This is a genomic window from Photorhabdus tasmaniensis (assembly GCF_011189505.1).
In the GTDB taxonomy this organism is placed as follows: domain Bacteria; phylum Pseudomonadota; class Gammaproteobacteria; order Enterobacterales; family Enterobacteriaceae; genus Photorhabdus; species Photorhabdus tasmaniensis.
On sequence record NZ_PUJU01000005.1, the window covers coordinates 99,203 to 116,579 of the forward strand.

General features: G+C 44.2%; 19 protein-coding genes. 14 read left to right on the forward strand and 5 right to left on the reverse strand.

Annotated elements, in window-relative coordinates; translation table 11 throughout:
* The first annotated feature begins 214 nt into the window (after positions 1-214).
* Positions 215-760: a glycine cleavage system transcriptional repressor gene (locus tag C5471_RS03330; RefSeq protein ID WP_133812721.1), complete on the forward strand. Its 546-nt coding sequence runs from the start codon at positions 215-217 to the stop codon at positions 758-760.
* A gap of 26 nt (positions 761-786) precedes the next feature.
* On the forward strand, positions 787-1,257 hold the full coding sequence (gene bcp / locus C5471_RS03335; RefSeq protein ID WP_133812720.1) for a thioredoxin-dependent thiol peroxidase: 471 nt from the start codon (positions 787-789) through the stop codon (positions 1,255-1,257).
* A 158-nt stretch (positions 1,258-1,415) separates the two neighbouring features.
* On the opposite strand, the gene C5471_RS03340 is transcribed toward bcp, so the two are convergent.
* Positions 1,416-2,495: an AI-2E family transporter gene (locus C5471_RS03340; RefSeq protein ID WP_133812719.1), complete on the reverse strand. Its 1,080-nt coding sequence runs from the start codon at positions 2,493-2,495 to the stop codon at positions 1,416-1,418.
* A gap of 136 nt (positions 2,496-2,631) precedes the next feature.
* On the opposite strand from C5471_RS03340, the gene bepA reads away from it, so the two are divergent.
* Positions 2,632-4,095 (forward strand): beta-barrel assembly-enhancing protease, encoded by a 1,464-nt coding sequence (bepA, locus tag C5471_RS03345; protein WP_133812718.1) that lies wholly within the window; start codon positions 2,632-2,634, stop codon positions 4,093-4,095.
* Between the two features lie 9 nt (positions 4,096-4,104).
* Complete coding sequence (gene arsC, locus C5471_RS03350; protein ID WP_133812717.1) at positions 4,105-4,461, forward strand: arsenate reductase (glutaredoxin); 357 nt, start codon at positions 4,105-4,107, stop codon at positions 4,459-4,461.
* A 37-nt stretch (positions 4,462-4,498) separates the two neighbouring features.
* Here the strand turns inward: arsC and hda are convergent, their stop codons facing one another.
* Entirely contained in the window at positions 4,499-5,206 is a 708-nt protein-coding gene (gene hda, locus C5471_RS03355) for a DnaA inactivator Hda (protein ID WP_133814184.1), read from the reverse strand.
* A gap of 278 nt (positions 5,207-5,484) precedes the next feature.
* A complete protein-coding gene (locus C5471_RS03360) occupies positions 5,485-6,117 on the reverse strand; it encodes a hypothetical protein (RefSeq protein ID WP_133812716.1) in 633 nt (210 codons plus the stop codon).
* 375 nt (positions 6,118-6,492) lie between these two features.
* Here C5471_RS03360 and C5471_RS03365 point away from each other — a divergent pair, with 375 nt between their 5' ends.
* The 6 genes from C5471_RS03365 (at position 6,493) to C5471_RS03390 (ending at position 10,558) form a co-directional block, all read left to right on the forward strand.
* Positions 6,493-6,798 carry a PTS sugar transporter subunit IIB gene (locus C5471_RS03365; protein ID WP_021325670.1) on the forward strand — a complete coding sequence of 102 codons (306 nt, stop codon included), beginning with the start codon at positions 6,493-6,495 and terminating at the stop codon, positions 6,796-6,798.
* Positions 6,799-6,823: 25 nt separating this feature from the next.
* Positions 6,824-8,146 (forward strand): PTS sugar transporter subunit IIC, encoded by a 1,323-nt coding sequence (locus tag C5471_RS03370; RefSeq protein ID WP_133812715.1) that lies wholly within the window; start codon positions 6,824-6,826, stop codon positions 8,144-8,146.
* A gap of 24 nt (positions 8,147-8,170) precedes the next feature.
* Positions 8,171-8,494: a PTS lactose/cellobiose transporter subunit IIA gene (locus tag C5471_RS03375; protein WP_133812714.1), complete on the forward strand. Its 324-nt coding sequence runs from the start codon at positions 8,171-8,173 to the stop codon at positions 8,492-8,494.
* Positions 8,491-9,795, forward strand: coding sequence for a 6-phospho-beta-glucosidase (locus C5471_RS03380; RefSeq protein ID WP_133812713.1), 1,305 nt, complete (start codon positions 8,491-8,493; stop codon positions 9,793-9,795). The genes C5471_RS03375 and C5471_RS03380 overlap by 4 nt, the downstream gene beginning before the upstream one ends.
* Before the next feature lie 213 nt (positions 9,796-10,008).
* Positions 10,009-10,404, forward strand: a complete 396-nt coding sequence (locus C5471_RS03385; RefSeq protein WP_133812712.1) for a hypothetical protein — start codon at positions 10,009-10,011, stop codon at positions 10,402-10,404.
* A complete protein-coding gene (locus tag C5471_RS03390; protein WP_166295634.1) occupies positions 10,388-10,558 on the forward strand; it encodes a hypothetical protein in 171 nt (56 codons plus the stop codon). The genes C5471_RS03385 and C5471_RS03390 overlap by 17 nt, the downstream gene beginning before the upstream one ends.
* A 120-nt stretch (positions 10,559-10,678) precedes the next feature.
* On the opposite strand, the gene uraA is transcribed toward C5471_RS03390, so the two are convergent.
* Positions 10,679-11,983 carry a uracil permease gene (uraA, locus tag C5471_RS03395; RefSeq protein ID WP_133812711.1) on the reverse strand — a complete coding sequence of 435 codons (1,305 nt, stop codon included), beginning with the start codon at positions 11,981-11,983 and terminating at the stop codon, positions 10,679-10,681.
* Positions 11,984-12,051: 68 nt separating this feature from the next.
* On the reverse strand, positions 12,052-12,678 hold the full coding sequence (gene upp, locus C5471_RS03400; RefSeq protein WP_133812710.1) for a uracil phosphoribosyltransferase: 627 nt from the start codon (positions 12,676-12,678) through the stop codon (positions 12,052-12,054).
* 226 nt (positions 12,679-12,904) lie between these two features.
* Between upp and purM the strand changes: the two genes are divergently transcribed.
* From purM to ppk1, 4 genes are all read left to right on the forward strand, one after another.
* On the forward strand, positions 12,905-13,945 hold the full coding sequence (gene purM / locus C5471_RS03405; protein ID WP_133812709.1) for a phosphoribosylformylglycinamidine cyclo-ligase: 1,041 nt from the start codon (positions 12,905-12,907) through the stop codon (positions 13,943-13,945).
* Complete coding sequence (purN, locus tag C5471_RS03410) at positions 13,942-14,580, forward strand: phosphoribosylglycinamide formyltransferase (protein ID WP_133812708.1); 639 nt, start codon at positions 13,942-13,944, stop codon at positions 14,578-14,580. Before purM ends, purN begins: the two co-directional genes overlap by 4 nt.
* A gap of 102 nt (positions 14,581-14,682) precedes the next feature.
* Positions 14,683-15,228, forward strand: a complete 546-nt coding sequence (speG, locus tag C5471_RS03415; protein ID WP_133812707.1) for a spermidine N1-acetyltransferase — start codon at positions 14,683-14,685, stop codon at positions 15,226-15,228.
* Between the two features lie 77 nt (positions 15,229-15,305).
* Positions 15,306-17,375: a polyphosphate kinase 1 gene (ppk1, locus tag C5471_RS03420; protein ID WP_133812706.1), complete on the forward strand. Its 2,070-nt coding sequence runs from the start codon at positions 15,306-15,308 to the stop codon at positions 17,373-17,375.
* Positions 17,376-17,377 lie beyond the last annotated feature (2 nt).

Consider the following 17,377-nt stretch of genomic DNA (forward strand, 5'->3'; position numbering starts at 1 on the left):
AGTCATACAGAAGGAAACTATTTAACACAGGATTTCAATGAATTTTGTTAATACCGGATAATCTCCATTAAAAAGAAGTGATAACCAAAGTAATTTATTGAAATTCAAAGGTGGGGAATGAGAACAATAGAGCAACTTTGATACGATTGACCTTGGCAGTATACCCTTTTTGTGTTTACCTTAAATAAACTACAGCAGAGAAGGAAAAGTGACTTTGCCACAATCAGAACAACATTTTCTCGTTATAACCGCTTTAGGCGCTGACCGTCCTGGTATCGTCAACACGATCACTCGTCTTGTGAGTGAATGTGGTTGTAACATTGAAGACAGCCGTTTAGCGATGTTTGGTGAGGAATTCACCTTCATTATGCTGCTTTCCGGTAGCTGGAACGCCATCACCATGATTGAATCTTCGCTGCCACAGAAAGGGGCCGAGCTGGATCTTCTTCTCGTCATGAAACGTACAAGATGTGATGATCATACAACATTTCCTTCCACGGTTTCCGTTAAGGTTGATGTTGATGATTCACCCGGTATTGTTGAGCAGTTTACCAATCTGTTTACCACGCAGGATTTTAATATTGCTGAACTGGTATCAAAAACACAGTCACCAGAAGATGATATCCCTGCCCGGCTACAAATCCAGATTACTGCTCACAGTCTATTAGATGATGACGGCATAATTATTAAGCAGACGTTTAATAAGCTATGTACAGATCTAAATGCACAAGGCAGTATTAGTATTCTTGAACCACTTTAGTAGAAAGATTAAACGGAGAATACGTGATGAGCCCATTGAAAGCCGGTGATAAGGCCCCTCAATTCAGCCTTCCTGACCAAGATGGAGAAACAATCAACTTGTCTGATTTCGAAGGTCAGCGTGTTTTAGTTTATTTTTACCCTAAAGCAATGACTCCTGGTTGTACTGTACAAGCCTGTGGTCTGCGCGATGAAATGGATACATTAAAGGAATTAGGTGTTGAGGTGCTGGGTATCAGTACCGATAACCCAAGTAAACTGTCACGCTTTGTGGAGAAAGAAATGCTGAACTTCACATTGCTGTCCGATGAAGATCATCAAATTGCTGAACAATTTGGTGTCTGGGGTGAGAAACAGTTTATGGGGAAAACCTATGATGGTATCCACCGTATCAGTTTCCTGATTGATACCAAAGGTAATATTGAGCATGTTTTTGATAAATTTAAGACCAGTGATCACCATCAGATCGTGGTGGATTATCTGAAACAGTATCTTTAATAAAAAACCGCTAAAAAATTAATCGTACGCATTCAGCAACTCAAGATACCTGGGGCAAGTACGGGAGAGAGATTCCCATTCCGTACTTGCCCTAATAATGAATAACCGGTATTAACCCAGAAATAAATACAAAGTCCACTTTCATATTAAAAATAGATTTATTCTTTTATTTCATCGTCTTCTGTTATAACCATCTCCTCCGGCCATGCATGAATAACGGCTTTAATCAGCGTCGCCAGCGGAATAGCAAAGAATATGCCCCAAAATCCCCATAAGCCACCAAAAGTAATCACAGAAAGAATAATCACCAGCGGATGCAAGTTTACGGCTTCAGAGAACAAAATCGGCACCAGTAAATTGCCATCCAGCCCCTGAACAACCAAATAAGCAATAATCAAGGTCCAGAAATCTGTCCCGACGCCCCATTGAAATAAAGCAACCAGTACAACAGGAATAGTAACAATCACCGCGCCTACATAAGGAATTAACACTGACAGCCCAACCAGAACCGCAAGCAGTAATGAATAATCTAACCCAAGAAATGCGAATATAGCGTAGGTACAGATACCAACAATCACCATTTCCGTCACTTTACCACGGATATAGTTAGTGATTTGCTGATTCATTTCACGCCACACCTGCCCGGCCAAAATACGGTTACGGGGCAAAACCCGTTGTAACGCTTGCAGCATCTGGTTTTTATCTTTTAGCAGAAAAAAGGCCATGAGAGGCACAAGAATCAGGTAGATAGCCAATGTCAGCAAACCAATTAATGAAGCTACCGAAAACTTCACCACAGATTCTCCAGCCGTTGAAATCTTACTGCGCAAATTTTCGGCCATCATATCAATGATGCCGGCATCAACCAAAGCCGGATAACGGGCCGGTAATGTTTGAGCATATTCATTAAACCGGTTAAGCATATTAGGCATATCCGACAACAGATTAATTCCCTGCTGCCATGCCGTTGGTGCCACAATCAGAATAACCAGCAAGCTGATCCCGGAAAAAATAATCAGCACAATACAAACAGCCACTGTCCGCGAACATCCCAGCGTCTCAAGTTTGGCAGTTGGCCATTCCAATAAATACGCGAGAACAATCGCCACCAGTAATGGTGCCAAAATACCATGTAAAAAATAAATAATGCAAAACCCTGCCAGGAGGATGACAAACAACGCAATAACTTGCGGATCAGTAAACCGACGGCGATACCACTGTATAATCATATCCAGCATTGACCTGGCTCCTTGATAGCAATATTCATGTTTCTATTTTTATTAAAAATCGTACTAATTGGTTAATTTTAAGGTACCCTTGTTCATCATACACGTATTATCTAAAGCGATGGCTAAATGAGAGCATTTTTGTTTTATGAAAATAAGGTCTAAACAATCCCTGACAGCAATATTAATCAGTACACTATTGCTAGTAAGTCCCCCTGTTCTCAGCGCCTCTATTGAAGATTCATTGCCGGATATAGGTACCACGGCAGGTTCAACCTTGAGTATCAATCAGGAACTGGCAATGGGCGATTTTTACGTCCGCCAGATGCGTGACAACGCTCCGCTGATTTATGACCCATTATTGACGCAATATATCAACACCCTTGGACAAAGGTTGGTCGCTCATGCCGATTCAGTTAAAACACCTTTTCATTTTTATCTGATCAATAACCCAAATATTAACGCTTACGCTTTCTTTGGCGGTAACGTCGTACTCCATGCCGCACTTTTTCGTTATAGCCGTAATGAAAGCGAACTGGCATCCGTTGTAGCCCACGAAATTTCCCACGTCACTCAGCGCCATCTGGCACGAATGATGGAAGATCAGCAGCGTACCGCACCACTGGCCTGGGCAAGTATGCTGGGCTCTATTCTGTTGATGATGGCTAACCCACAAGCGGGAATGGCCGCACTCAGCGGAACTTTTGCCGGTATACAACAAGGTATGATCAGCTTTACCCAATCCAATGAGCAGGAAGCTGACCGCATTGGCATGCAGACGCTACGCAAAGCGGGTTTTGATCCCCAAGGTATGCCGGATTTTATGCAGATCCTGGCAGATCAGACCCGTTACAGTTCTAAACCACCAGAGATATTGCTCACTCACCCATTACCTGACAGCCGCCTTGCTGATGCTCGTAACCGTGCTAACCAATACCCCGGCAAGCGTGTTCCACAATCTCAAGATTTTCTGTTCGCCAAGGTCCGTATTATGGCAATGTACACCACAAAGCAACGCGACTATCTGGAACAGATTTTAGAAAATTACCGTCAAGGCACAGCTAAAGAGCAACTTGCCGCCGCTTATGGGCAGGCAATCTTACTTTCTCAGGATAAAAAATACACTGAGGCACGGGCGATTCTGGCACCATTATTAGCAAAACAACCAGATAACCTCTGGTTTATTGACACGATGACCGATATTGATATTGAACAGAACCGAACGGCTCAGGCGATCACCCGATTACAAAACGCCTTACAGAAACAAAAAGACAATGTGGTCTTACAGATTAATCTGGCAAACGCACTGGTTCACGCAAAGCAATACCCACAGGCTGTAAAGCTGCTCTACCGTTATACATTCAATAATCCTGATGATCTAAACGGTTGGAGCCTGATGAGGGAAGCCGCCGCCCAACAAGGCAAACGCCATGAAGAATTATCGGCATATGCTGAAGAAATGGCACTTCTTGGTCAGTTTGACAATGCCATTAAATACCTCAGCAGTGCCAGCGCACTGGTAAAATTAGGCAGTTACGATCAAGAACGTTATGATGCCCGTATCGATCAGTTACGCCAGCTACAACAACGTTACAATCAATACAAACGTTAAGGAATTTTCATGCAACAGGTGATCATTTATCATAACCCCCGCTGCTCCAAAAGCCGTGAAACTTTGGCTCTTATTGAAGAGCAAGGAATTAAGCCACAGATTATTCTCTATCTGGAGGTCCCTCCTACAGTAGAGCAATTATCTGTTCTGTTAAAACAGCTTGGTTTTCATGATGCGCGCCAGTTGATGCGAACGAAAGAAGAGCCATACAAAGAGTTGAATCTGGCCGATGAAAAACTCACCCAACACGATCTACTGAAAGTGATGGTTGCCAATCCTAAACTGATTGAGCGCCCTATTGTCGTTTGTGGTGATAAAGCCAGGCTTGGACGCCCGCCGGAACAAATAAAAGAAATTCTTGGTTAATCCGGTAGATATGATGATGGTGAAATCACCATCATCTTTAAAGATGCAGAATATCCTTCACAAATGGAATCGTCAGCTTGCGCTGGGCAACGATCGAAGCATGATCTAACTGATTCAATGTCATAAACAGCGTCCGCATTTCTCTGTCTAATCTTTTCAGTAAGAAACGCCCCACATCTTCCGGCAACTCAAACCCACGTAATTTTGCACGCAGTTGCAAAGCCTGTAATTTCTCATCATCGGAAAGCGGTTGTAATTTATAAATTTGCCCCCAGTCCAGACGGGAAGCTAAATCAGGTAACCTGAGATCAATTTGACGAGGTGGCCGATCGCCACTGATAAGCAAACAAGTGCGACCGATTTCCAGAATGCGATTATAAAGATTGAAAATCGCCATTTCCCACTCTTCATCACCAGCAATACATTCGATATTATCGATACAAACCAGTGATAAGTGTTCCATGCCCTCAAGCACCTCAGGGATAAAATAGGCACGTTTATCCAGCGGAACATAACCCACAGCTTCATCTTTCAGGGACAATTCAGCACATGCGGCATGTAACAAATGACTTCGCCCCCCACTATCACGGGACCAAAAATAAATATAGCTGCCATGCGGCTGATTAATGGCCAATTTGAGTGCAGCTAACAGAGTGGCGTTTTCCCCCGGAAAGAAACTGGCAAAAGTTTCATCATCGGGAAGATATAAAGGTAATGAAAGCTGCGATGGTGTGTTCAGAAGCACCTCAAACAGAGCAGGTAACAAGCGCAAACAAGTTTATCACAGAAAATAGTTGTAAATGAACTGTATAGATAAATAATAAAAAAACTATTTTTTGGATTCAATAAGTTAAACCCATGTCAGCCTCGCCTTAAATGTACAATATTTATTCACAATACAGAACAACCTGTAAGCACTGGTGAAATATTCTGAATGCGAAAGCAGGAAAGGGCTAAGTTTTTAATTTCATGCTATCTAAGAGGGAATAGTCAGATGGTGAGATTTGTCAGTTTTCAGAAGGATCAATGTAATAGTTCTTTACTGATAACAAAAAGGCGACGATAGTGGTAATCCTTGTCGTAGCCCCAACAATAATCAGCCCAAGTTATATAGAAATCATCCCATGATGTAATCAAATTCAGCGGACGCTCCTCTCTGGTACCATCAGAAACATATACGTGATATCCATCAGCATTGATTGCCCAAGCAATCATACGCTCCCAGAACCTGCGCCCATCTGATGTCTGCTCACTAACAGACACGACAATAGAATAATTTTCAAGAAAGAACCTGAAAAATTCTTGTGGTAAGCCTCTCACAGCCCCATCATGCTGAGGAAGGACTGTACGCCATACAAGTATCTGTGTGCATGTGTTTTTGGATGGAATAATGTGTTCCATAAACTCCAGTTTCACAGCATAAACCGTTTCCGGCTCATCTGCGCCAGTAACTAATCTGTACTGATTGCCAGAAACAGATGCTAATAAGCGATAACCGTGTGGTGTAACAAATCCAGGCAAAGAGAAAACCTTCACCCCACGCTCAATGAAAGCCTGGGTATGCTCTACATTTTTCTCTGTCATGTTAAGCTTGATATTGAAATCTGCTTCTGGGATAAGGACGGGCATCTTCTCTTTTACTGTATAACTATTCATCGTCTCCTCCAACAGTTGTCGGAGCACTTCTGAAAAAAAGCCGAAATTCTTTGCTTCGGCATTAGGCACATCTGGTATGCAGTGTATTAGCAAAATGATAAATAATCAACGTCCGGTTGACGTAAAAACGAGCAACCCACTATTTTCATGAAATAAGAAATCCCTCTGCAACGCCCCGTACAACCTGACATTTTCACGCTACGTTCAATACAAATAAAGATCACATTCTATCGCTATTCCTCACACTATTCAGATTAATATGCCAACAAAATCGCAACAAATTTAACATAAGTGCTAATCTTAATAAGAAGTGGGGGCGCTCTGATTTACCGCCTACCCCATTATCAACTGACATAATAAACAGGAAACCAAGTAATGAAAAAAATCCTATTGTGTTGCTCTGCTGGCATGTCCACCAGCATGCTGGTACAACGTATGCAGGCAGAAGTGACAAAACGAGCATTGGACATTGAGATCAAGGCCGCCTCTACCATCGAATTAAAACATCTAATAACCGATGCCGACGTTGTTTTACTTGGCCCGCAAGTAAGACATCAGCTGGCTCATTTTTCCGCTATCGCCAAACCACTCGGCAAGCCGATAGACATTATTGACATGATGGATTACGGCGCTCTCCGTGGTGACAAAGTTCTCGATAAGGCATTAAGCCTGTTGGAATAATTAACTTCATCATACGGAGTGCCCTATGAGCCTCTATACTGCTTTCATACGTGTCGTAGAAAGCCATATTGTCCCACTTGCAGGACGAATCGGTAACCAGCGACATATTAGTGCGATACGTGACGGTTTTATCTCAGCCATGCCATTTTTGCTCATCGGCAGTATCATGCTAATTGTGGCAAACCCGCCATTTGATGCACAAACTTCATCCTCATTTGGTCAAGTTTGGTTGTCCTTTGCGAAAATTCACTGGGACACCATCACCATGCCTTACTTTATGACCATGGGATTAATGAGCATATTTGTTTCCGTTGGCACGGCCTACAGCCTGGCTAAATCCTACGGTCTGGATGGGTTAACTTCTGCTTTACTGTCACTAATGGCATTTTTATTAGCGGCAGCACCGCAAATAGAAAACAAAATAGCACTCGATTTTCTCGGAGGAGCAGGGGTATTCACCGCATTGATTTGCGCTATCTGGTCAGTTGAACTGACGCGTTTATTAAAAAAATATAACATCACTATCCGTATGCCGGCACAAGTACCACCGGCAATTGCCCGTTCTTTTGAACTTCTGTATCCGGTCATCGGTATCTTGCTAACGGTTTACCCGATCAGCGTGTTCTTGCAGAGTGAATTCAATCTGCTGCTTCCTGCCGCCATAATGCAAATTTTCCAACCTCTCATTTCCGTTGGTGACACACTGCCCGCCATTATGCTGGCAGTGCTGATTGCCAATCTACTGTGGTTTGCCGGTATTCACGGTGCCAACATTGTTACTGTCCTGTTGAGCCCCATATTTATGGCAAATATTGCCACCAATGCAGCATTAATGGCTCAAGGGGTTGCTGCAACCCAAATTCTCACTGATGCTTATTGGTCATTTTATGTCTGTCTTGGTGGCTCCGGCTCCACCCTGGCTCTGGCTATTCTTTACCTACGCAGCCGTTCTATACACTTACGTACTATCGGAAAACTGAGCGCAGTTCCGGCCATGTTCAACATTAATGAACCACTGCTATTTGGTTCACCGATTGTTATGAACCCAACCCTATTAATTCCATTATTGGTTGTGCCATTGGTCAATGCAGTCTTGTCTTACAGCACCCTACATCTTGATCTGGTGCATAAAATGGTCGCTATCTCTCCCTGGACCACACCGGCTCCATTCGGTGCAATGCTTTCCGCCGCCTGGGATTACCGTGCGGCAGTGCTGGTTATTGTGCTGATGATAATCGATCTATTTATCTGGTATCCCTTCTTCAAAGTTTATGAAAAGCAATTAATCAATGAAGAAAATAAACAACAACAAGAAACGATATCCACCAGCGTAGAAACGCAATCTTAGCCATGATCTTCGGAGGATTTACACATGGATTTGGAACAAACTATTGTCGAACTGCTGATTCATGCCGGGAGCGCACGCAGCCATGCGCTGATGGCATTACAACATGCCAGAAACGGTGACTTTCAAGCTTCACAAACACTGATGGCTGAATCCCAACAGGCAATCAAGGAGGCGCATGCCATTCAAACTACTCTAATCGGGTTGGATGAAGGCGGCGGTAAATTGCCTGTCAATTTGATCACTATACATGCACAGGATCACTTGATGAATGCGATGGTTATTCAGGATCTTGCCGGCGATATGATTGAACTCTACCGCCGGATGCCATCACAGGAGGAAAAAATATGAAACAGATCAAAATAGCCGTTATCGGTGGCGGTAGCAGCTACACACCTGAGTTAGTAGAAGGACTCATTCAGCGCAACAAAAGCATTCCACTCTCTGAACTGGCATTAGTTGACATTGATGGTGGAAAACAGAAAGTAGAAATTATCGCTGCACTTACCCGTCGTATGCTAGCCCGCCATGGCCTGGAACACGTTATCGTCAGCGTACATTTCACACCGGATAATGCAATTCGCGGTGCCAGTTTTATTTTGACTCAATTACGTGTCGGCCAGCTTCCGGCGCGTGCTATGGATGAACATCTGGGGCTGAAATATGGCTTAATCGGTCAGGAAACGACAGGCGTAGGTGGATTTGCCAAAGCGCTGCGTACCATCCCCGTTTTGCTGGATATCGCCGGTAAAGTTGAACAACTTGCGCCAGATGCATGGATTGTTAACTTCACTAACCCGGCTGGGATCGTCACCGAAGCGGTTTCCCGTTACAGCAAAGCAAAAATTATCGGCCTGTGTAATGTCCCGGTCACCATGCACCATATGATTGCCAATATGCTGCAACACCCTTATCAAGATGTGCAATTACGTTTTGCAGGGCTTAATCATATGGTTTGGGTACATCAGGTACTGGTTTCAGGGCGGGATGAAACGCATCGGGTACTTGATATGTTATGCAACGGTGTAGCATTAACCATGAATAACATTAAAGAATCCCCCTGGCCCCCGCCATTACTCAGAGCATTAGGTGCAATCCCCTGCCCTTATCATCGTTACTTCTACCAGACCCGCAGCATGTTGCAAGAAGAGCGCGAAGCCGCCGCCAAACAAGGCACACGGGCAGAACAAGTCATGAAAGTAGAACAGGAGCTGTTTGAACTGTATGCCGATCCAAACCTTGCTCACAAACCAGAACAGCTCAGTTTCCGCGGTGGTGCATTCTATTCTGAGGTTGCATTGGATCTGATGTGCGCTATTCACAACAATCTTGGCAGCCAGCTGGTGGTTAATACCCCTAATCGCGGTGCTATTCGTGGCCTGCCGGACGATGCCGTCATTGAAACCAACTGTATCATTAATGCAGAGGGCGCTCACCCGCTGACATTTGGCCGCCTACCTGACAGTATGTACTCTCTGACCCAGCAGATAAAAACCTTCGAACGTTTGACGATTGAAGCAGCAGTTCATGGCGATCGCAACGCTGCATTGCGGGCATTGATCACCAACCCACTGGTTGCCGATGTGGATATTGCTTTTCCGCTTTTGGATGACGTATTAGCGATAAATCGTGATTATCTGCCGCAATTTTAATGAATAATCTGCACCTGGTTGAATAACCTGAAACCAGAACGAGCATAAAATTAAAGAGATATCAGTTATTAGTAACTAATAGACTAATACTGATATCTTTTATCGTTAACTGACCTTATAACCTCTTTTTTTTGCGGCGTAACGCGCATTTATTTCTCCTGCCAAGTTTGAACAGGAGAATCAGTATTATAATTCTGCCATGAAAGCAATTGATTGAAGAATACTGAAAATATAAGGTTTCAACATGTTGAAACCTTGGGAAAATCTATGCCTTTTAAAATAGAAAACCTCGGATATGGCGAAGCACATCTCTCAGACTTTGAAGTGTCTAGCGTGGAATATGCAAAAAACAATTTAGACAATAACACACTATTTGAGAGGTACCCGACAAATAACCATGCTCAAACGATAATAATTATGTCCGCAGTTGAGAGGTTGATTAATGAGCACTATAATGCGGTTAGTCCTAGTGGATATATTTTGCTAGCCGCAGATGAGCGACTGAACAGGGTCTATAAACGATATATTAATCGATTTGTGACACAAAACGGCTTTACCATGACAGATAAGTTAGATCCAAACAGAAGGGGTCATGTCATACATACATAACAAACAAGCCGAAAAAGAAAAGCTTGAACTCGAAAAAGCGGTAGCTAAAAAAGCTGAACGTATGAGAGCCGCTTACAGTGCCCTAAAAAAATCCGAAAGAGAAGGTACTGTTCAGTATCTCAATGAAAAACGAAACTGGTACGTAGTCCGATAAACTGAAAAAGGAGCTTTTCGCTCCTTTTTCCTCCATAACGCAGGTACCGTAAATAAGTTTACGTCCACCTCCCCCGATCTCCCTGATTAAAACCATTCAAAACGGGGAAATAAATCGAATTTATTGCTTCAATGACTTATCGCGCTTAACAGATTCAACAGAAGATTCAATATATCGTTCTTCAGGACGAATAATACTAATCAAGCGGAAAATCAGACTCATACCAATACCCACAATGGTTGCCAGCGCCATCCCTTTAAGTTCAGCAACGCCAATATTTATTTTCGCGCCACTGACACCAATAATAAGAATAACGGAGGTCAGAATCAGATTTTGTGCTTTATTGTAATCCACTTTGGAATCAATCAGCACCCGAATACCGGATGCTCCGATAACCCCATAAAGCAACAGAGAAACACCGCCCATGACCGGAACAGGCACGGCTTGAATTGCTGCCGCCAGTTTACCGACACAGGAGAGCAGAATCGCCAATACCGCCGCGCCACCAATAACCCAGGTGCTGTAAACTTTGGTAATTGCCATCACACCAATATTTTCGCCATAAGTCGTATTCGGGGTTGAACCAAAGAAACCGGAAATCACAGTTGAGAAACCATTCGCGAACATAGAACGATGCAAACCGGGTTCTTTCAACAAATCTCTCTTCACAATATTTGCCGTAACAACTAAATGACCAACATGTTCCGCGATAACAACCAATGCCGCAGGCAGGATCGTCATTATAGCGAACCATTCAAAACGGGGCGTATAAAAAGTTGGCAATGCAAACCACGGTGCTTCACGCACAGGAGTCAAATCAACCTCCCCCAACAGGAATGCCAGTGCGTAGCCCACCAACACCCCAATCAAAATCGGAATGATTGCCAGAAATCCACGGAACATTACGGAGCCAAGAACAGTCACCGCCAGTGTGACCAGAGAAATTGTCAGCGTCGTTGGATTAACATCAGCGCCTTCTGCCGGACGCAAACCGGCCATATCAGCCGCAACACCAGCAAGCTCCAGCCCGATAACCGCAACAATCGCCCCCATTGCCGCAGGTGGAAACAGCACATTAATCCAGCCTCGTCCCGCCACTTTAACAATTAATGCAACCAGACAAAACAGCACACCACACAGGATAAAACCGCCCAATGCTAATTCATACCCCAATGGCAACAACAATAAAACCGGCGAAATAAATGCGAAACTCGATCCCAAATACGCCGGAATTTTTCCCTTACAAATAATCAGATATAACAATGTACCGATCCCGTTAAATAGCAGAATCGTCGCCGGGTTAACTTTAAACAGAATCGGCACCAATACCGTCGCACCAAACATAGCAAAAAGATGTTGGAAGCTCAGTGGAATGGTCTGTAAAAGTGGAGGCCGCTCATCTACCCCAATAGTGCGACGGGTCATTTGTTTATCCTCTTGATATTATCGCATCACGAACCAAAAAAAAGCCGACTCAAAAGTCGGCTAACTTATTATTTTGTACCAAATATTTTATCGCCTGCATCCCCCAGACCGGGCACAATGTAGCCCTGTTCATTAAGTCTCTCATCAATAGAAGCGGTATACAGTTCTACATCGGGATGGGCTCTTTCCAGCGCAGTAATACCTTCAGGTGCCGCAACCAAAACCAGAACTTTAATTGACTGACAGCCTGCTTTTTTCAATAAATCGATAGTTGCAATCATGGAACCGCCAGTCGCCAGCATGGGATCAACCACCAGCGCCAGACGTTCATTAATATTAGAAGCCAGTTTCTGGAAATAAGGGACCGGTTCTAGCGTTTGTTCATCGCGATACACACCTACGACACTGATCCGGGCACTTGGTACGTTCTCCAATACGCCATCCATCATACCCAATCCTGCACGCAAAATAGGCACAACGGTTATTTTCTTACCTTTAATCTGCTCAACAGCTACCGGGCCACACCAACCATCAATCGTGACCTTTTCGGTTTCTAAATCAGCGGTGGCTTCATAAGTCAGAAGGCTTCCGACTTCTGCGGCCAGTTCACGAAAGCGTTTGGTGCTGATATCATTCGCTCGCATCAGGCCGAGTTTATGTTTAACAAGTGGGTGGTTCACCTCAACGATCTTCATGGACTTCTCCTACTGTATGTCAAGTCGTCGGCAGACAAAAAATCGCGAGATTATACCGCCTTTTAACCACAACACCACTACCAATCCGTTGATTTTAATCAAACGCACGGCTTTTCTCCGATAACTGAGATCCTAAATAAGAGTCTCGCAAACGTTTGCTCAGGCTGTTAGAATTGTCAGTGTTCTATCTTAATTTATCAAATGCAACCGCCTTGAGGGCTTCTCAGTGACCAACAAAACCTCTCTCAGCTATAAAGATGCCGGTGTAGATATCGATGCTGGTAACGCCTTGGTAGACCGTATCAAAGGTGTTGTAAAACAGACTCGTCGTCCAGAAGTCATGGGCGGTTTAGGTGGATTTGGCGCTTTATGTGCATTACCGCAAAAATACCGCGAACCTATTCTGGTTTCCGGTACCGACGGTGTTGGTACCAAGTTGCGTCTGGCGATGGATCTGAAACGCCATGACACTATCGGCATTGATTTAGTTGCAATGTGCGTCAACGACTTGGTTGTCCAGGGCGCAGAACCCCTGTTCTTCCTTGATTATTATGCAACCGGAAAACTGGATGTTGATACCGCCGCCAGCGTGATTACCGGTATCGCGGAAGGTTGTAAATTATCCGGCTGTGCTCTGGTGGGTGGTGAAACCGCGGAAATGCCGGGGATGTATCACGGTGAAGATTATGATGTTGCTGGTTTCTGTGTTGGTGTCGTTGAGAAATCAGAAATTATTGATGGCAGTAAAGTTCAGGTGGGTGATGCCCTGATTGCTCTCGCCGCCAGTGGTCCTCATTCAAACGGCTATTCTCTGATACGCAAAATTCTGGCCGTCAGCAACACAGATCCGGAAGCAACTGAGCTTGAAGGCAAATCACTGGCAGATCACCTGCTCGCCCCAACAAAAATTTATGTGAAATCCCTTTTATCCCTGATTGAACACCTTGATGTTCACGCGATTGCTCATCTGACCGGCGGCGGCTTCTGGGAAAATATTCCACGTGTCCTGCCTGAAAATACCCAGGCGCAAATTAATGAATCCAGTTGGCAATGGCCGGCAATATTTAACTGGCTGCAACAAACCGGTAATGTCAGCCATCATGAAATGTACCGTACATTCAACTGTGGTGTCGGCATGGTCATTGCGTTACCACAAACAGCCGTTAAGCAAGCGCTTGAATTGCTCAACGCCGCCGGTGAGAAAGCCTGGCAAATCGGCTCTATTGCCACACAGAAAGAGAACGAACAACAGGTTGTTATTCAATGAAAAACATCGTTGTATTGATCTCCGGCAACGGCAGCAATCTCCAAGCGGTGATTGACGCCTGCCAGCAGAACAAAATCAGGGGGCAAATTTGTGCGGTATTCAGTAATACCGCCGATGCTTACGGTCTGCGACGGGCTAAACAGGCGGCAATTCCCGCCCATGTCGTCAGCCCGAAAAACTATGCGGATCGCCAGACTTATGATCAATCACTGAAACACGCCATCGATCAGTATCAACCCGATTTAGTCGTTCTCGCAGGTTATATGCGTATTTTGACGCCAGATTTTGTTCAACACTACTTTGGTCGCCTGCTAAACATTCACCCTTCTCTATTGCCCAAATATCCCGGTCTGCATACTCACCGCAAGGCAATGGAAAATGGCGATACAGAACACGGCACTTCCGTTCATTTTGTGACAGAAGAGCTGGATGGCGGCCCAGTGATCCTGCAAGCCAAAGTCCCTATTTTTGCAAATGATCAAGAAAGTGAGGTGATTAAACGGGTTCAAACTCAAGAGCACGATATCTACCCATTAGTGATCAACTGGTTTGTCGAAGGGCGTCTGAGCATGGTTAATGGCAAAGCCCATCTGGATGGGAATATCCTTCCTCCACAAGGCTATGCCGCAGAATAATCTATTTATTCCCCCCTAATTACAGTGCTGTGGTAATATACCCGGCACTGCGAACTATTATTAATAATACTCTCTTATTGATTAAAAACACCGAGGTATCAAATGTCTGGTGGTTCTCATTCTCCACCTGTCAGATTACGTCCGCTTGAGCGGGAAGATCTGCCTTTTATCCATCAATTAGATAACAACGCCAGCGTTATGCGTTACTGGTTCGAAGAACCTTATGAAGCTTTTGTTGAACTGAGCGATCTCTACGACAAACATATTCACGATCAGAGCGAGCGACGGTTTATTATCACGAATTCTAACGCCAAAGTTGGGCTGGTTGAATTAGTCGAAATCGACTACATCCATCGCCGGGCAGAATTTCAGATCATTATCGATCCGGCCTATCAGGGTCAGGGCCATGCAATCAAAGCGGCAAAACTGGCAATGGAATACGCGTTTTCTGTCCTTAACCTGTATAAACTCTACCTGATTGTTGATAAGGAAAACACCAAAGCCATTCATATCTATAATAAGCTGGGTTTTTACACTGAGGGAGAATTAATAGATGAATTCTTTATTAATGGCGGTTACCGCACAGCCATTCGCATGTGTGTTTTCCAACCTCAATATTTCGCATCCAAGGCAAATGAAAAGACCTGAACCCATCATGACAGACGAGATTGCAACAACCGGCCACGACTAATAATATTACCTTTACCTCAACACTTGGAGTAACAATGTCCCAAGACAGGCTCTATACCGAGAAAGAACTTAGTTGGTTATCCTTCAACGAACGTGTGCTTCAGGAAGCGGCGGATAAGAGCAACCCATTGATAGAACGGATGCGGTTCCTGGGTATTTACTCCAATAATCTGGACGAATTCTACAAAGTTCGTTTTGCTGATGTGAAGCGAAGAATACTGATTAATGAAGCGCGGGGAGCTGCCACCAGCTCCCGACACATACTGAAAAAGATTCAATCTAAAGTGGCTAAAACCGATCAGGAATTTGATGTGCTCTATAATGAGTTACTGCTAGAAATGGCCCGCAATCAAATTTTCCTGATCAATGAACGCCAAATTTCACCGAATCAACAAATCTGGTTACGCCAATATTTTCGTCAACATCTGCGGCCTCATATCACGCCAATCCTGATTAATCCGGAAACAAATCTGGTTGAATTTCTGAAAGATGACTACACTTATCTGGCGGTTGAAATTGTCCGCGGTCAGAATATCCAATACGCATTACTGGAAATTCCGTCAGATAAGGTACCACGTTTTGTTAATTTGCCGCCTGAAATGCCACGACGACGCAAATCAATGATCCTGCTGGACAATATTCTGCGCTACTGTCTTGATGAAATTTTTAAAGGCTTCTTTGACTATGATTCACTAAATGCCTATTCAATGAAAATGACCCGTGATTCTGAATATGATTTAGCAACAGAGATGGAATCAAGCCTGCTCGAACTGATGTCATCCACGCTGAAACAACGGCTGACTGCGGAACCGGTAAGATTCGTTTATCAGAGAGAAATGCCGGATGAAATGGTGGAATTACTGCGTAGCAAGCTTGGCTTGTCAAATGATGACTCGGTGATTGCCGGCGGACGCTATCACAACTTTAAAGATTTCATTAAATTTCCCAATGAGGGAAAGAAAAACCTGTTGAACAGACCCTTGCCGAGATTACGGCACACCGGGTTTGATCATTTTCGCAATGGTTTTGATGCTATTCGTGAACAGGACGTTCTGCTCTATTATCCCTATCACACCTTTGAACATGTGCTGGAATTACTGCGCCAGGCTTCTTTTGACCCAAGCGTACTTTCCATCAAGATCAATATTTATCGGGTAGCAAAAGACTCCCGCATTATTGAATCAATGATCCATGCAGCCCATAACGGTAAAAAAATTACCGTGGTTGTTGAATTACAAGCACGATTTGATGAAGAAGCCAATATTCATTGGGCCAAACGGCTGACCGAAGCAGGTGTGCATGTTATTTTCTCAGCACCGGGGCTAAAGATCCACGCAAAGCTGTTTTTTATTTCCCGTCTGGAAGGCGAAGAAATTGTTCGCTATGCCCATATTGGTACAGGTAACTTTAATGAAAAAACGGCACGTCTTTATACCGACTATTCCCTGCTGACAGCCAATCCGCAAATTACCAACGAAGTGCGTCGGGTATTCAACTTTATTGAAAACCCCTATCGCCCGGTCAACTTTGAAAACCTGATGGTTTCGCCGCAAAATTCCCGCGCGATGCTCAACCAACTTATTTCTCAGGAAATAGCAAACGCCAAAGCAAATAAACCCGCTGGCATTACGTTAAAAATCAATAACCTTGTTGATAAAGATCTGGTGGACCGTCTGTATGACGCCTCAGAAGCGGGTGTGAAAATACGCCTGCTAATACGTGGTATGTGTTCACTGGTGCCCAATCAGCCAGGATTCAGCGAAAATATTCAAATCACCAGTATCGTTGACCGTTACCTCGAACACGATCGGGTTTATGTCTTTACCAATAATGGCGATGAAAAAGTCTTTCTCTCCTCTGCCGACTGGATGACCCGTAATATCGACTACCGGATTGAGGTTGCCGTCTGCCTGCTTGATCCACAATTGAAACAACGTGTGCTGGATATTCTCGAACTACAATTCAACGATACGGTAAAAGCCCGTTACGTCGATAAAGAATTGAGCAACAGCTATGTGCCACGGGGCAATAAACGGAAAATCCGTGCACAACTGGCGATTTATGACTATATAAAAGCCCTCGAACAACCTGGACCAAGAGCCTAATT

What these genes read in the sequence shown, in the direction of transcription:
- bcp (WP_133812720.1), top strand. Translation starts at nt 787, where the DNA reads ATGAGCCCATTGAAAGCCGGTGATAAGGCCCCTCAATTCAGCCTTCCT.
- C5471_RS03340 (WP_133812719.1), bottom strand. Translation starts at nt 2,495, where the DNA reads ATGCTGGATATGATTATACAGTGGTATCGCCGTCGGTTTACTGATCCG.
- bepA (WP_133812718.1), top strand. Translation starts at nt 2,632, where the DNA reads ATGAAAATAAGGTCTAAACAATCCCTGACAGCAATATTAATCAGTACA.
- arsC (WP_133812717.1), top strand. Translation starts at nt 4,105, where the DNA reads ATGCAACAGGTGATCATTTATCATAACCCCCGCTGCTCCAAAAGCCGT.
- C5471_RS03360 (WP_133812716.1), bottom strand. Translation starts at nt 6,117, where the DNA reads ATGAATAGTTATACAGTAAAAGAGAAGATGCCCGTCCTTATCCCAGAA.
- C5471_RS03365 (WP_021325670.1), top strand. Translation starts at nt 6,493, where the DNA reads ATGAAAAAAATCCTATTGTGTTGCTCTGCTGGCATGTCCACCAGCATG.
- C5471_RS03370 (WP_133812715.1), top strand. Translation starts at nt 6,824, where the DNA reads ATGAGCCTCTATACTGCTTTCATACGTGTCGTAGAAAGCCATATTGTC.
- C5471_RS03375 (WP_133812714.1), top strand. Translation starts at nt 8,171, where the DNA reads ATGGATTTGGAACAAACTATTGTCGAACTGCTGATTCATGCCGGGAGC.
- C5471_RS03380 (WP_133812713.1), top strand. Translation starts at nt 8,491, where the DNA reads ATGAAACAGATCAAAATAGCCGTTATCGGTGGCGGTAGCAGCTACACA.
- C5471_RS03390 (WP_166295634.1), top strand. Translation starts at nt 10,388, where the DNA reads ATGTCATACATACATAACAAACAAGCCGAAAAAGAAAAGCTTGAACTC.
- uraA (WP_133812711.1), bottom strand. Translation starts at nt 11,983, where the DNA reads ATGACCCGTCGCACTATTGGGGTAGATGAGCGGCCTCCACTTTTACAG.
- upp (WP_133812710.1), bottom strand. Translation starts at nt 12,678, where the DNA reads ATGAAGATCGTTGAGGTGAACCACCCACTTGTTAAACATAAACTCGGC.
- purN (WP_133812708.1), top strand. Translation starts at nt 13,942, where the DNA reads ATGAAAAACATCGTTGTATTGATCTCCGGCAACGGCAGCAATCTCCAA.
- speG (WP_133812707.1), top strand. Translation starts at nt 14,683, where the DNA reads ATGTCTGGTGGTTCTCATTCTCCACCTGTCAGATTACGTCCGCTTGAG.
- ppk1 (WP_133812706.1), top strand. Translation starts at nt 15,306, where the DNA reads ATGTCCCAAGACAGGCTCTATACCGAGAAAGAACTTAGTTGGTTATCC.